Origin of the sequence: Faecalibacterium sp. I3-3-33, assembly GCF_023347295.1 — a bacterium.
Taxonomy (GTDB): domain Bacteria; phylum Bacillota; class Clostridia; order Oscillospirales; family Ruminococcaceae; genus Faecalibacterium.
The window spans coordinates 910614-923625 of record NZ_CP094469.1 but is presented as its reverse complement, the minus strand read 5'-3'; the positions used below and the strand labels follow the sequence as shown (position 1 = coordinate 923625).

Below are 13012 nucleotides of genomic sequence, written 5' to 3'. Positions count from 1 at the left end.
TTTGCTTCTATCCAAGCCGGTACTGGCTTCAGCCTTCCCGCTGCTCCGTGATTTCCAGACTGTCCTGTCTGATGCGGCATAGCAGAAACAACACGCGCACACCTGCTGCCTTTGCTTGTTCCAGAGCCATCCCGAATTCCGGCTGTGTGCTGATGTTGGGCCGCACTTCCGTAACGCCTTCCATTTGAATCACAAATGCCACCGCGCACCGGTATCCGGCCTGCTGCGCCTGCGCTAACTCATGCAAGTGCTTCACGCCCCGTTCAGTGGGCGCATCCGGGAAATAACCGATACCGCCCACTTCCAGTGTACAGCCTTTGACTTCCAGCAGGTATTTCTGTTCGCCTTTTTCCATGTAGAAGTCGATGCGGGATTTTCCGTAGGTAAACTCCGACCGGACAAGGTCAAACTCCTGCTTTGAGAGCCATTCTCCTACCACCTTGTTGGGTGCCTGACTGTCCATATTGACCCAGCCAAGTTCCTGCTTGTAGACCGCCACAAGGTCGTATTTTGTCTTGCGTTTCGGGTTGTCCGACACTTCCGGACGCACCTCCGCACCGGGCAGCAGCAGTTCCTTGCACCGCCCGGTGTTTTTGACATGGACGGTTTCTACCGCACCGTTCACGTCCACATGGGCAATAAAACGGTTGGGACGGTCAAGAAAAATGCCGTCCACGATCTCTCTGTATTTCAATGTTTACTCCATTTTCATTTTTGTCTGATACGCCTGCGCCATCCGGGCATCAAAGCAACAGAAGATGACCTTCATATCGCAGTCGGCGTGGCTTTGCAGCCAATCCGCCACTGTATTCACTGCAATTTGGGTGGCGGCCTCCAGCGGATAGCCATACACACCCGTAGAAATTGCCAGATAAGTGCGCTGCGCTGCCATGAATCAGCCCTCCTTTGTGTTATTTGGTCTCCACCTCCACAAACCATCTGCCGAACCGGGATGGAAATCGTGGGTCGGAACGCTCGAAAAACAGGTGCCGCTCCTGTCCCTTTACCATTACAGTATAACAGTCGCCGGGCATATCGGCAATGGTATTTGCAGGGCGAAAGTCCCGCACTTGCTCGATGGGATACGTCCGACCATCGCCCCATGTGATCTGCCGGGGCTGCATATAGCCGGTTGCGTCAAAATCAGAGTTCACCTTCACGTAGACCTTTTCTGTTTTACGGCGGCAGTTCCGATTCATTCCTCACAGCTTCTTCGGAAAAAGTAACAACTATTTATCTTATTATAATAAATCTTTACGCTGTTTTCAAGATGAAACGGCTATTCAATCTGTGATATAGACAACAAAAAAGAGTAATACGTTCCTTAGACATAGACAACAGCCTGCCGAAGAAGATCCGTTGACTATGGATTGCTACAAAAAAGTGGGTCACTCCAAGAACACCAAACAAACGAACATGAAGATTGTTGAATTGAGATTATTTTTGATGAATCGTATAGCTGATTCATCAAAAATATGTTATAATGATGATATGTAGGACTCTGCGATTATAAGGAGAATGCTGTAATGAACAAACAGGAATTGGCGACTAAAATCTGGGCCACGGCGAATGAGCTTAGAAAAAATATTAAGGCAACTGCGTTTTCCTCTTCCGCAACGACCTGTTCCGCGCATTTCGTTGCACTGGCATAGGCAAAATACCGCACCTTGCGGCTGTACTTTCGGGCAAGGTCGATAATGATGTTGTAACCGCATCATAATCACCGGTCGCAATTCTCGCACAGATTTTTTTGCGATTACCGGGTTCAAAATCTTTTTTGCTGGTGTTTTTGCTGGTGACCAGCAGCTTTTACTGATGTGTGATAAAGAAGTAATAGAAGTGTAAAAAATTTTGCCGTTCCTATCCGGCACTTGCGCATTGTGTCGGATAGGTCGGGCGGTTATTCGGGCAAGTCCACCTTGCCAACAAAAGAATAATAAATCTCAATGTCCTGTCTGCGGGTCTTGTTCTCGTCATAGCTGCACTCATGCACAACGATTTTCTCTACAAACTCCCGCAGCAGAGTAGGGGTAAGTTCTTCAAAGCTGGTATGCCGCCGGACAACATTCATAAACTTTTCTGCGTTCACGGTGGCTTCCTGTGCTTTGGAAAGCTCCGCTTGGATAGCGGCGGCTCTTTCTTTCAGCTCCCGTTGTTCTGCTTCATAGTCTGCCGACAGCTCTGTGAAACGCTCGTCTGATATGCGCCCGGTCACGCTGTCCTCATACAGCCGCTTGAAGATAGCGGATAACTCGGCTATGCGTTTCTCGGCGGCTTCCAGTTCCTTTTTCTTGGCGGCGTTCCTGCGCTTGCCCCCGTCCTCGTTCTGCTCAATCAAGAGCTTCATAAACCGGGCTTCATGCTTTGCCGCATAGCTTGTCACTTTCCGCAGATTGGAGAGTACACCAGCGGTCAAGAGGTCGGTGCGGATAAAGTGCGCCGTACAGTCATGGGTGCGCTTCTTGTAGTTGCCGCAGATATAACAGTCCTGCTTGCGCTTGTCCGTCTGGTATCGCTGCTGATACATGACACTGCCGCAGTCCGCACAGAACAGTATGCCGGAGAACAAGCCCACTTCATCATAGCGGTTGGGGCGTTTGCGCTGCTTGCGAAGTTCCTGCACCCGTTCCCATGTCTGGGTGTCTATGATAGGCTCGTGGTGGTTCTCGAAAATCACTTGCTTCTCCGGGGGATTTTCTACGCTGTGCTTGACTTTGTAAGAGAGCTTTTCTGTCTTGAAGTTTACCAGACAGCCTGTGTATTCCCGGTTTTCAAGGATATGCACAACGGTATTGGTCGCCCACTTGCACTCATAGCCGGGGTGGTAGCGGCGGGTGCTGCCCGTCCTGCGGTATTCCAGCGTCCCCGGCGTGGGGATCTGCTGCTCTGTGAGCATACGGGCTATCTTGGTCGGACCATTCCCGGCAAGGCAGAGGTTGTATATCTGCTTGACTACGGGTGCAGCTTCCTCGTCAATAATGAAATTTTCGTTCTCGTCCATGAGGTAGCCATACACAGGCTTGCTTGTGATGGGCTTGCCACTCATGCCTTTTGAGCGTTTTACTGCTTTGATTTTCTTGCTCGTATCTCTCACCAGCCATTCGTTAAAGATATTCCGCAGCGGGGCAAAGTCATTGTCGCCCTGTGCGCTGTCCACTCCGTCATTGATAGCGATGAAGCGGACACCTTTCTGTGGGAAAATCATTTCCGTGTACATTCCCACTTGCAGGTAGTTTCGCCCTAACCTCGACATATCCTTTACGATAACTGTCCCGACTTTTCCGGCTTCAATGTCCGCAAGCATGGCTTGAAAACCGGGTCTTTGAAAGTTCGCACCAGAATAACCGTCGTCCGTGTACCAGCGCAGATTGGAAAAGCCGTTCTGCTTTGCATAGGTTTCAAGAATACGCTTCTGATTGGAAATGGAATTGCTTTCGCCTTGCAGCTCGTCCTCATGGGAAAGTCTTGGGTAAAGGGCGGTAATTGGTTGTTGGTTGGTCTGTCTTAACATAAAATCCTCCGTTTCCGACAGCCAGCCCCACTATTCCGTACCTTGATTGTACCACATGGGGCGGCTGTCTGTATAGCGGCAAAAGCGTCAAATCTGCTTCTTTATGGTCGGTCAAATCGCCGTTTTTTGTGTAGCAGCCTCCGCTTCCAGCACTTTCATCATCTTGTCGGCTGCGGTATCGGTTGCGCCCTGCTTGAAGAAGCCGGAAACGGTAAGGACGGAATTGCCCATGCGGATTTCCGTTACACAGTCCGGGCGGCGGTCTGTTTTGGTGGTGCTTGTCTGTTTCGTTTCTGTCATAGGCTCTCCTTTCGCTGCTTCATCAGTTGCTTTAAGCGTTCCAGCTTTTCCTGTGCGGTTTCCTTTCGGAAGTTGCTGCCCGTGAAACGGACGGGGGCGCACATGGAAGTCAGCCTGTCATAGATACGGGCGTGGGGCGTGTCCTGCGGGTGCTGCAATTCCTCCAGCGTGAGGTTGGTCGTGGCGATCAGCGGCTTGCCGCTTCGGTAACGGCTGTCAATCACGCTGTAAACCTGTTCCAGCCCGTACTCTGTCCCTCGCTCCATGCCAAAATCATCAAGTATCAGCAGCGGGTAGCTGCAAAGGCGGGAAATATATTCGTTCCTGCCCTCAAAGCTGGCGGCAAGGTCACCCAGTATCGTTGCAAAGTTTGTCATGCAGACGGCAACCTCTTTTTCCATAAGGGCGTTGGCGATACAGGCGGCAAGGTAGCTTTTTCCTGTCCCCACACCGCCCCAGAACAGGTAGCCGATATTTTCAGCCTGCATGGTTTCCCAGCTCTCCACATAAAAGCGGGCGGTTTCGGTCTGTGGGTTTCTGCCGTTGTCATGCTCAAATGTCCAGTTCCGCATAGCAGGGTCGGTAAAGCCCCGGCGTTTCAAGTCCTCCACTTTTTCAAGGTGCTTCTGTCGGCTTTCGGCGGCTTGCTGCTTTTCACGGGCTGCCCGCTGGCAGTCGCAGTCTGTTGGGTGGCGGTCACGCCCGAAACAGGTCTTTCCCTCTGCAAAGTAGGCTTCTTTGGGCGTATGGCACTTGCCGCAGTATAAAAGCCCGTCCTCGCCTGTGTAGTCCTCCGCTTCGGCGGTAGTAGTTGTAATGTCCGTAATCATAGCTTCAATCTCGTTTTTCATAAGCTCTCGCCCTCCTTGCATGAATAATCGGGTATGCCCTGTTTCGGGGCAGCCTTGCCTTTGGCAGCGTCCTCCTGCGCCCACTTGTAAATGGTGGCTGCATGGCTGTGGTACTGTTTCCCGGTGGAAGCGATATGGCAGGAAAGCCGGTCAATATAATACTCCCACTTGTCGGGCAGCTCTGTTTTCAGCCCGGAAAGCTCTGTATCGGTCAGTATCACATTGTTGTATCTGCCATAAGCAGCGGGGGCGGGGTGTCCCGTTTCTCCCTCTCTCTCTTTTTCTATCTCTTTCTCTTTCTCTAACTCTATCTCTATCTCTGGTGGACGAATGTCGGACAAATGTCCGCCTTTTGTCCGGGGCGGTAAAAGTGCCTTGTTTTCCAGCCTTGCAGCCCGTTTCCTCTCGGCTTCGGTAGAGGACTGTCCTATCATCAGCTCAATATCGGTCATATAGAAAGCCCCGCTGTCAAGCTGCTCCACAAGCCCCAACTGCCGGAAAATCTCTAAAGCCCTCTCAACCGTCCCTATCTGGTGGCGGGTCAGTGTTGCTATCATCTGCGCTGTGTAGGGGATATGCTCGTCAAGCTGTAACTTCCCGCCGTTTTTCAGCGATTTTAAGTACAGCTTCAAGAGGATATTGGAATATAAAATCCCGTCTTTCATATCTTCCAGCAGCACAATGGAGTCGCTGTCAAAAAAGTTCTCTTTCAGCTTGAGGTAGTAATACTTGCGGTTATCTGCCATTGTCCCTGTCCTCCTTTTTCCGGCGTTTGGAGTAGTAGCGGGGGCAGAGTATGATAACCGCCCGGAAGCTCTGCTTGCAGCTATGGGTACAGCTCCGGCAGAGGTCGTTGTATGTGATACGGTCGCAGGTGGCATTCCCGACTTTCACTTGCCGCAGGAAAAAAGACCATTCCAGCCGCCGTTTCTTGCTCATTCTTGGCATGGGTGCGCTCCTTTCTGCCGTTTCCGCTGGTGTGGCGGTATCGGCGGTAATTCTGTATCATCTCGGTATCATTTTCGGGGTTTTTCTGCCCTGTAAGCCCGTTAAAAAATCCTTTGGTATTGGGGATAGGGTACGGGGCAGCCCCCTTGTTCTGTATGGGTTCGGGTACATTTTGGGGTGGTTTTTATCGCTCCTGTTCCTGCCTTTTCACAGGCTTGCGCTCCCGGCGTAAAATCTGGTCGATATTGCCCTTGACGGTCTGTAAGCGGCGGTATTCCTCCCGTTTTGCCCGGTAATCGTTGTAGCCGCTGTTTTTCTCTTTGATAAGGGTTTCAATCTCTGCTTGCAGGGCTTTATAGCTTGGCAGCTTGGAAATGCCGTTCTCCCTGAAATAACGGGCGGCTGCGTCTGCTATGATAAAGTCGCTTTCGTGCTTCTGTCGGTAGGCTGCTTTTGCTTTGGCGTTTTTCTGCTGTTTCAGCCCGTCCCGGACAGGGCGGGTCTTGGAATAGGCAAGCACCTGCCGTTGCAGCTCCTTTTTCCCGTCCAGCGTCTTTTCCACCTGCTTCAGCTCTGTAAGGCTTTCCCGCATGGCGGTATAGGCGGCAGAACAGGCTTCGTCCAGTTTCTCCGGGGAAGAAAAGCCGTACTGCTGGTAGGCGGTAACGGTAGCCGCCATTTGCTTTAGATTGTACTTTGCCGCCCAGCGGTCATAGCCCACGCCCTTGCCCTCGGCTCGCTTGGCTTCCCGGTCAACCATGCGCTGCAAGGTGTTGTCTGCCGGTGTGGTTTTTGTGGTTTTTTCCCCTTGTGACGGCTTTTTAACTGCGGCAGGGTATTCGGGTATGGCTTTGGTCTGTTCGGCGGCTCTGCGGGCGTTCTGTGTAAGCAGGGCAAGGACAGTAGCCTTGTCAAAATCGTCCCCCAGCTTCCGGGCTGTGATAGGCTTTGTCCTGTCCGGCGTGAGGTAGGAAAGCCGCCCCCGGCTCTCCTTGACAGTCACACCCTCACGCAGCAAAAGGGAAGAAAACTCGTCAAAGCTGGTAGCTTGGGAAAGTGCCTGCCGTATCGTCCGGCGCAGCTTCGCCTTGTCCGTTTCAAACTTGGTGGGCTTGGTCGGCTGTCCGGCGGCTTCTCTGGCGGCGTTCTCTTTATCAAGGGCAAGCTGCCCTTTCTTTGCCGCCCAGTATTCCCGTTCCGTTATCCGTTCCTTGCTGCCGCTTAGGAGGTCGATTTGGTAAAGCCCCTCCCGGTGGCACATCTCCATGACTTCACTCTTGAAATATTCCATAGCGGCGTTGGTGCAGCGGTGCTTGCAGCCCTCCCGTGTATCGGCTGGTCTGTCCATGTAGGGCAGAAGCGGGACTTCATAAATCCGCAGGGAGTTGATGACGATATGCACATGGATATTGCCGCTGTGGTTATGCCCGTCCGGGTGGGTGCAGATTAGGGCTTGGTGTCCGGGAAAATGCTCCTTGCAGAACTGCTCGCCCAGCTCCTGCGCCCGGTCTACGGTCAAGCCGTTGTCTGTCCCGTCCCGTGGGTCAAAGCTGATGATATAGTGGTGGCTTTTCACATCTTCCCGTTTTTGGTTTTTCTCATAGCGGAGATTGGCTCGCATACAGGCAACGGCGAAATCATCGCCCCCGCAGTTGAGGGAAGAAATGCGGTAATCCTCTCTCGGTATCAGCCGCCCGTTTTCATCAAGGGTGGGCTTCATGGTAAACTCGTCATGCTCAAATGTGAGGTAGGCTTCCGCTGCGCCATAGTCGGCATTTTTAGAGCTGATATGTTTGAATGTTGCCAACAGCGTCACCCACTTTCTGCAAGACTTCAAACTTTAGGGCAGCAAGGTCGGAAACCGCCGCCCGTACCTCCCCGGCAAGCTGCGGGTAGGGGCTGTGCCACTCGTTCAGCGTCCGGGCTATCTGGTTTAAGTTGCCGCCGATCCTGCCGTATTCGGCGGTCAGCTTCCCGACAGCGGCAAGCAGCTCGTCATTGACGGGGGAAACGGTTATGATGGGGCGTATGGCTGCCCCGGTTATGGCTTGCCGGATAAACTCGGCTTGGCTCATGTTGCAGGCAGAAAGCCTTTCCGCAAACTCGGCGTATTCTTCCTCGGTCATGCGTGTCTTGACTACCCGGCTGCGGTGCGGCGTGTTGTATCGTTTTCGCATGGTAAAAACCTCCTTTCGGCTGCCGCATGGCTGCGGCGGGATAAGCGGCGTAAGCCGCATAAGCAGGGTTTGGGGAAGGCACTCCCCAACAAGATTCCCGCAGGGGCAAAATGAGCGAAAAGCGAATTTTGGTACTGCGGTAGAATCTTGCTCTAAGAAACTGCCGGACTGCCGCTCACTTCCTACTGCCACTTTTTCGGGAAATCGCAACCAGCTTTTTTTCACACATAGAGCGTTGGGCTGGCTGCGTTTTGCCCGCTGTATGAAAAAATCAGCGGCTTTTTCCGGCTTCATTCCCTAATACAGAACATTTTGAAATTTGCCAAACGGACAACAAAAAAGCAGCAAATCTTTTTCGGATTTACTGCTTCATGTGCCGCTGCGTGGCGACGGTTATTCAGTTGTAAATAATAAAAGAGGGCGGTAGCACTTTGGGCTATCGTCCTCTTGGCTGCTTATCAGCAAAAACGGGCGAGGCTGTCAACGGTGGGCGAAGCCCACTTGCTTGCCGTTGACTGGCTCGGCTGGATTTGCTATCTGCTCGATAAACTGAAATTTGCTTAAAAGTCAACAGTAAAAATCACTTGGCAATTTTCTTTCAGTGCGTTTTCGTAAAAAGCAAGAATTTCTTCGCTCCAACCTAAAGTGTGTTCTAATCCATCATCGTTTTTATACATAAAATTTTCATCATCAATATTCCAAAAGTTCTTTTGTATTATTTCTTGCAATTTATTCTGATGAAGATATTCAACAATATCTCTGACATCTTGATGATTTTTCAATGTAATAATTTCATCATCCGTTTCTACCAAAACTTCTCCGCCAAAGACAATATTAGTCGGGATGCAATTATCTTCATTCCATTGTCCACCACCTAAGCAATACTGAATACCCTCCCATGCTTTATCTAATTCACAACTGCGCGGACTTCCGATTAAGGCTTCTTCTATTTCTTCCAACATATATTCATATCGTTCTTCTTCTGGCACAGAGCGAAGTTTTTTTACATCTTCTTCGTTCAGTGCATAAAGCATACCTAATCTTGACATATTGTTATCCTCCCATATCAATTCTTGTTTGTTGATTTGTTCATAATCATATTCTACCATACAGATTTTAAGAAATCTATTTATTTTCCCTTAATTTTAGGAATAGTGAGGGGCTGTTGTCTATTAAATTCTTGTGTGTTACTTTACCGCACATGAGCATTGCATTGGGGTATCTCCTCCAGCAGCTTCAGCGCATGCCAGCGGTAGTTGATCAGATTAGGATAACAGTGCTTCAGCTCCAACATGATCTGGTCGATTTTGTCCTCAATCTCATCGGAATAGACCATGGCATACTCTGAATGATGATCATGTTGATGCTTAAACAGTGCTAAAAAGGTTCTGACATTGAAGCACAGCTCCATGTCAGAACCCATTTATTTCACAAATTATTTTTTTTGGTTGCGTCGCCCGGTGTTTTCCGAGCCACGCACTTCCTCATGGTAAAAGTAATCCACAATGACCGGGTGCCCAGGCTCTGCTCGTCCGTAGGGCAGCTCGTTGTCCACGAAGGGACAGTTGTTTTCTTTCGCCAGCCGTTCCGCTTGATCCTCCAAACCACGGAAGTAGCTTCTGTCTCCCTTGTTGTAGATAGCGTCGTACAGCGGAACCAAGTCAGGATATTTTTTACAAATATAGTCCATGATGTCTTTTTTGAATCCGCCTCGCAGGTTTAGATTTTCTAACCATATCAGGTCGCATTGATTTCTGACCTGATGGAAGATAGCCTCAAAATCCGTGATACCCGGAAAGACAGGTGCAATAAAGCAGACGGTGCGAATGCCCGCATCATAGATCTGCTTCATGGCCTCCAGCCGTCGCTTGATGCTGACGGCATCGTCCATATCATTTTTAAAGCCTTCGTCCAATGTATTGATCGACCAAGAGACCGTGACCTTTCCCAATTTTTTCAGAAGGTCGATGTCACGGATTACCAAGTCTGACTTGGTACAGATGAGAATTTCTGCCTCACTGCCCCGGAGCTGTTCAAGAAGCTTTCGGGTGTTCTGAAACTGAGCCTCCTGGGGCAGATAGCCATCGGTCACTGAACCGATGACTACGCGCTGTCCTTTGTATTTTTGCGGATTTTTGATTGCTGGCCAATGTTTCACATCCAGAAATGTCCCCCACGGTTCGGTGTGCCCGGTAAATCGCTTCATAAACGAGGCGTAGCAGTATTTGCAGCCATGGGTACAGCCCACATAAGGATTGACAGAATAGCCGCCCACCGGCAGGGAGGATTTTGTCATAATATTTTTGGTTTCTACATCCTGAATCAGAATGCTGCTCTCTTTTACTTCCGCCATGTCTTCTGTTCCTCCAATACCCGGTAAAAAGCCGGGGGAAATTCTTGTACCATCTGTGCCTCTCCCATGATAGGAAGCAGATCTTCCTTCATAAATACAGGGATGCCAAGCGCATGGGCCTGATGTGTCAGGCTCCACACCCATTCCGGTTTCGATACAGCTTTGCCCTTCCTATGTCCGGTCTCAGTCCCAATGACGATCCACTCAATTCCGGTAAGGTCTACCATGCCAACCTCATCAAACATAGGTTCAAAGGTCACATGATAGTGTCCGCCATGGATATTCTCCCGCAAAGTCCGGATACGGTTTTTCTCTTTACTGGAGGTAACAGTTACACCAAACCACGCATTCTCTAGGGTAGTGGAAAACACAATATCTTCCGGTCGCTTGGTCAAAAACAGATATTGGTGCTGCGGATTTTCAGTCATCTTGGCAAATATCTGTTCCCGCCATTCTGGCTTCCAGTGGGAAAAATCGCTTATGCCGGTGAGCAGAAAATTCTGTGGGCGCTTTTTCTCCATCAGCCGCAGCTTATTGGGAAAAAACTCCGGCTTTTCAAAGTCATCAATCATGTGAAACCGGCGGACATTGTTTCTGGCATAGCAGTAGCTGCAACCGATCGTACAGCCGATCACCAGATTCATGTTCTGAATACAGTCTTTAATACAAACAGCCACCGCTGATGCCTCCTTACCGTTTTAAGATTTAGCCTTCTGCCGCAGGTGCAACTTTCCCGAAGCCGTTCCAGGCATACAGGCCCTTCTTGTCCTCATCGCCCAGGAACTTGTCCACCTGACAGATGTGCAGGATATGGTCGCCTACCTCCACCGACTGCTGCAAGGTAGCCACCATCGCCAGCCGGGTGTCCGCCGGAATCTGGATGTCGCTGCCCTCCACAGCCATCATCTCGATGTTGTTGGCGGCCACCTTGTCGGTCTCGGCACCGGTAGATGCTCCGCAGGCCATTACTGCGCCTGTCAGACTCTCACCGGGAACAGTGACAATGACTTTGCCGGTCTCACGCACACGCTTGCCGGTGTGGGACTGTTTGCCAGTGGCGAAGCCCACCATAGGCGGATTGAAGGAGAGGTAAGACACAAAGCAAATGGGAGCCAGGTTCGTAGAACCATCCTCCTTTTTCGAGCAGATCAGTGTCAGCGGATTGGGGGAGGTCAGAACAGTAGCCTCCATAATGTTCAGTTCTTTCATGTTATTCAGACCTTTCTAAGAAATTTCAGTCGTTGACTGCACGGCTAACTAGTGATATATTTATTATACCTGCTAGCAATTTTTGTTCAAGTACGCAAATTGTTTGTACCTGGTATCAAAAAATATACTGCAAAAGACGAGGAAAGATCCAATCATGACTTATGAAGAATTCAAAGAAAAGGTTAGCAGTGTCATTCTAACCGATGATGGAAACTGCCCGGTCACACCGGTGGTTCAAATGCTGCAGGGCAAATGGAAACTCCAAATTCTATATGAGCTGTGCATCAAGTGCCCCATGCGGTTTGGGGAACTGAAAAAAGTTCTCAAACCCATTACCAATACAGCCCTGACCAACGCCCTGAAGGAACTGGAAGCGGACGAATTGGTTCAGCGTATCCAATATAATGAAATGCCTCTGCGAGTGGAGTACTCCTTCACCGAGAAAGGGCGGGATCTGTTGCCGGTCTTTTACGCCATTTCCCAATGGGGAATGAAATATATACCATGATTCTAACTATATTATCGCAAGTCAAGAAATTAGCGCAACATTCAAACAGCATATTTGCGATATGCAATTCAACGTTGTTGCTATTGCATTAAAAAGTTGAATTGCTATAATATCTGCAAGATAATAGCCGGGAGGCATTGACAATTTGAGTCAACTTCCCGGCTTTTTTATGCATTCTCTACTGCTGCAAAGGATTCAGGAAGCAACCTGATTCATGAGAGTTGATAACTCCCACCGCCTGCAAATAGGCATAGATGATTATGGTCCCCACAAACTTCATAGTCATTTTGAACTTGCTCCGAAATCGTTATGCCTCGCACGCCTCCCGGAGAGCAGGCAGCAGCTCATCCAGCCGCCCGTCCAGTCCGAAGGACTTCTCTTTGATATTGTCCGTAATGTAGATCTCACCAAGATTGAGGGTCACATAAGTGGCGTTTGGCTCGCTGGCCACCAGGCGCATCATCGGGGCCTTGATCAGTTGATTACGCCAGCCAATGCCCAGCTCCAAAACCACCAGTTTCTTTCCGTGGTAGGTTTTCAGAAAGTTTTGGAACCGTGCCTGGGCAGCGGTATCCGGAATCATTCTCTGACCCGCACCCATGTGGATGTCCATGGGACCGCCGCACTTGGGACAACGCGGCACCAACTCTGTAGGCACATGGCCGCCCTGTTCGGCAGCCGATAATTTTTCGGCCACCTCTAAACTTGAATAGAGGGTGTCGTGGCAGGGATGGGCACACTGCATCGTAAACCAGTTGCCCTCGATCTCATAGATTTTCGTCGGATCGAAGCCACACAGTTCAAAGTGACCTTCTCCGTTTGATGTGACGACAAAGTAATCTTTCTCTCCCACAATGGCCTTCAAATCGTTCATCACCGGCGTAGGCTGGTACTGCCCGCAGTAATGATGGATGAGCCGAGTCCAGAAGGCCCACTTTTCCTCCTCGCTGGGCCATCCGGCCATCATGCCCTGCAAAATACAATGTAAGCCGTATTTTTGTTTGAAATCTCCAAACAATTCATCAAAGGCCGCATTGTCCGCAAACAAATGCAGTCCCTCGGTGATGGACAGTCCGTTACTGGCCCCGATCAGGATAGCGTCCGCTTCTCTGAATTTTTCCGCAATAGGATTCCAATCAATCATATTCGTTTGCC

At 50.1% G+C, this 13012-nt stretch carries 17 protein-coding genes and 1 pseudogene; 1 reads left to right on the top strand and 17 read right to left on the bottom strand.

Annotation, left to right across the window (positions count from 1 at the left end):
* Window positions 1–28: 28 nt before the first annotated feature.
* The 15 genes from sfsA to MTP39_RS04380 form a co-directional block, all read right to left on the bottom strand.
* Window positions 29–694: a DNA/RNA nuclease SfsA gene (gene sfsA, locus MTP39_RS04450; protein WP_249241592.1), complete on the bottom strand. Its 666-nt coding sequence runs from the start codon at window positions 692–694 to the stop codon at window positions 29–31.
* A gap of 3 nt (window positions 695–697) precedes the next feature.
* Window positions 698–892, bottom strand: coding sequence for a hypothetical protein (locus MTP39_RS04445; protein WP_249241591.1), 195 nt, complete (start codon window positions 890–892; stop codon window positions 698–700).
* Window positions 893–911: 19 nt separating this feature from the next.
* A complete protein-coding gene (locus MTP39_RS04440) occupies window positions 912–1199 on the bottom strand; it encodes a hypothetical protein (RefSeq protein ID WP_005921159.1) in 288 nt (95 codons plus the stop codon).
* Window positions 1200–1900: 701 nt separating this feature from the next.
* Window positions 1901–3511, bottom strand: coding sequence for a recombinase family protein (locus MTP39_RS04435; RefSeq protein ID WP_120021089.1), 1611 nt, complete (start codon window positions 3509–3511; stop codon window positions 1901–1903).
* A 111-nt stretch (window positions 3512–3622) separates the two neighbouring features.
* Window positions 3623–3811, bottom strand: a complete 189-nt coding sequence (locus MTP39_RS04430; protein ID WP_002569233.1) for a transposon-encoded TnpW family protein — start codon at window positions 3809–3811, stop codon at window positions 3623–3625.
* Complete coding sequence (locus tag MTP39_RS04425) at window positions 3808–4662, bottom strand: ATP-binding protein (RefSeq protein WP_249241590.1); 855 nt, start codon at window positions 4660–4662, stop codon at window positions 3808–3810. The genes MTP39_RS04430 and MTP39_RS04425 overlap by 4 nt, the downstream gene beginning before the upstream one ends.
* The gene (locus MTP39_RS04420) at window positions 4659–5408 is read right to left on the bottom strand and encodes a phage replisome organizer N-terminal domain-containing protein (protein ID WP_118586289.1); all 750 of its coding nucleotides are present in this window, start codon (window positions 5406–5408) and stop codon (window positions 4659–4661) included. The genes MTP39_RS04425 and MTP39_RS04420 overlap by 4 nt, the downstream gene beginning before the upstream one ends.
* The gene (locus MTP39_RS04415) at window positions 5398–5610 is read right to left on the bottom strand and encodes a hypothetical protein (protein WP_087212865.1); all 213 of its coding nucleotides are present in this window, start codon (window positions 5608–5610) and stop codon (window positions 5398–5400) included. Before MTP39_RS04415 ends, MTP39_RS04420 begins: the two co-directional genes overlap by 11 nt.
* 184 nt (window positions 5611–5794) lie before the next feature.
* On the bottom strand, window positions 5795–7417 hold the full coding sequence (locus MTP39_RS04410; protein WP_249241589.1) for a relaxase/mobilization nuclease domain-containing protein: 1623 nt from the start codon (window positions 7415–7417) through the stop codon (window positions 5795–5797).
* Window positions 7389–7787 carry a plasmid mobilization protein gene (locus tag MTP39_RS04405; protein WP_034479871.1) on the bottom strand — a complete coding sequence of 133 codons (399 nt, stop codon included), beginning with the start codon at window positions 7785–7787 and terminating at the stop codon, window positions 7389–7391. Before MTP39_RS04405 ends, MTP39_RS04410 begins: the two co-directional genes overlap by 29 nt.
* Before the next feature lie 560 nt (window positions 7788–8347).
* Window positions 8348–8836, bottom strand: coding sequence for a YfbM family protein (locus MTP39_RS04400; RefSeq protein WP_117461408.1), 489 nt, complete (start codon window positions 8834–8836; stop codon window positions 8348–8350).
* A gap of 143 nt (window positions 8837–8979) precedes the next feature.
* Window positions 8980–9123 carry a hypothetical protein gene (locus MTP39_RS04395; protein ID WP_442899411.1) on the bottom strand — a complete coding sequence of 48 codons (144 nt, stop codon included), beginning with the start codon at window positions 9121–9123 and terminating at the stop codon, window positions 8980–8982.
* Between the two features lie 99 nt (window positions 9124–9222).
* Window positions 9223–10140 carry a radical SAM mobile pair protein B gene (locus MTP39_RS04390; RefSeq protein WP_249241588.1) on the bottom strand — a complete coding sequence of 306 codons (918 nt, stop codon included), beginning with the start codon at window positions 10138–10140 and terminating at the stop codon, window positions 9223–9225.
* Complete coding sequence (locus tag MTP39_RS04385; protein WP_249241587.1) at window positions 10128–10817, bottom strand: radical SAM mobile pair protein A; 690 nt, start codon at window positions 10815–10817, stop codon at window positions 10128–10130. The genes MTP39_RS04390 and MTP39_RS04385 overlap by 13 nt, the downstream gene beginning before the upstream one ends.
* A 28-nt stretch (window positions 10818–10845) precedes the next feature.
* Complete coding sequence (locus MTP39_RS04380; protein ID WP_249241586.1) at window positions 10846–11349, bottom strand: flavin reductase family protein; 504 nt, start codon at window positions 11347–11349, stop codon at window positions 10846–10848.
* A gap of 154 nt (window positions 11350–11503) precedes the next feature.
* On the opposite strand from MTP39_RS04380, the gene MTP39_RS04375 reads away from it, so the two are divergent.
* Window positions 11504–11857: a winged helix-turn-helix transcriptional regulator gene (locus MTP39_RS04375; protein ID WP_249241585.1), complete on the top strand. Its 354-nt coding sequence runs from the start codon at window positions 11504–11506 to the stop codon at window positions 11855–11857.
* 178 nt (window positions 11858–12035) lie between these two features.
* Here MTP39_RS04375 and MTP39_RS04370 read toward each other — a convergent pair.
* Together MTP39_RS04370 and MTP39_RS04365 are read right to left on the bottom strand one after the other, a co-directional pair.
* A pseudogene (locus MTP39_RS04370) lies at window positions 12036–12146 on the bottom strand (DNA-3-methyladenine glycosylase I); the annotation flags it as partial.
* An 18-nt stretch (window positions 12147–12164) separates the two neighbouring features.
* Window positions 12165–13001 (bottom strand): NAD-dependent protein deacetylase, SIR2 family, encoded by an 837-nt coding sequence (locus MTP39_RS04365; RefSeq protein ID WP_249241584.1) that lies wholly within the window; start codon window positions 12999–13001, stop codon window positions 12165–12167.
* Between the last annotated feature and the right edge of the window lie 11 nt (window positions 13002–13012).

Coding starts and splice junctions, on each gene's coding strand:
- MTP39_RS04430 (WP_002569233.1), bottom strand. CDS start 3,811: ATGACAGAAACGAAACAGACAAGCACCACCAAAACAGACCGCCGCCCG.
- MTP39_RS04445 (WP_249241591.1), bottom strand. CDS start 892: ATGGCAGCGCAGCGCACTTATCTGGCAATTTCTACGGGTGTGTATGGC.
- MTP39_RS04365 (WP_249241584.1), bottom strand. CDS start 13,001: ATGATTGATTGGAATCCTATTGCGGAAAAATTCAGAGAAGCGGACGCT.
- MTP39_RS04440 (WP_005921159.1), bottom strand. CDS start 1,199: ATGAATCGGAACTGCCGCCGTAAAACAGAAAAGGTCTACGTGAAGGTG.
- MTP39_RS04420 (WP_118586289.1), bottom strand. CDS start 5,408: ATGGCAGATAACCGCAAGTATTACTACCTCAAGCTGAAAGAGAACTTT.
- MTP39_RS04395 (WP_442899411.1), bottom strand. CDS start 9,123: ATGGTCTATTCCGATGAGATTGAGGACAAAATCGACCAGATCATGTTG.
- MTP39_RS04375 (WP_249241585.1), top strand. CDS start 11,504: ATGACTTATGAAGAATTCAAAGAAAAGGTTAGCAGTGTCATTCTAACC.
- MTP39_RS04415 (WP_087212865.1), bottom strand. CDS start 5,610: ATGCCAAGAATGAGCAAGAAACGGCGGCTGGAATGGTCTTTTTTCCTG.
- MTP39_RS04390 (WP_249241588.1), bottom strand. CDS start 10,140: ATGGCGGAAGTAAAAGAGAGCAGCATTCTGATTCAGGATGTAGAAACC.
- MTP39_RS04400 (WP_117461408.1), bottom strand. CDS start 8,836: ATGTCAAGATTAGGTATGCTTTATGCACTGAACGAAGAAGATGTAAAA.
- MTP39_RS04405 (WP_034479871.1), bottom strand. CDS start 7,787: ATGCGAAAACGATACAACACGCCGCACCGCAGCCGGGTAGTCAAGACA.
- MTP39_RS04380 (WP_249241586.1), bottom strand. CDS start 11,349: ATGAAAGAACTGAACATTATGGAGGCTACTGTTCTGACCTCCCCCAAT.
- MTP39_RS04435 (WP_120021089.1), bottom strand. CDS start 3,511: ATGTTAAGACAGACCAACCAACAACCAATTACCGCCCTTTACCCAAGA.
- MTP39_RS04425 (WP_249241590.1), bottom strand. CDS start 4,662: ATGAAAAACGAGATTGAAGCTATGATTACGGACATTACAACTACTACC.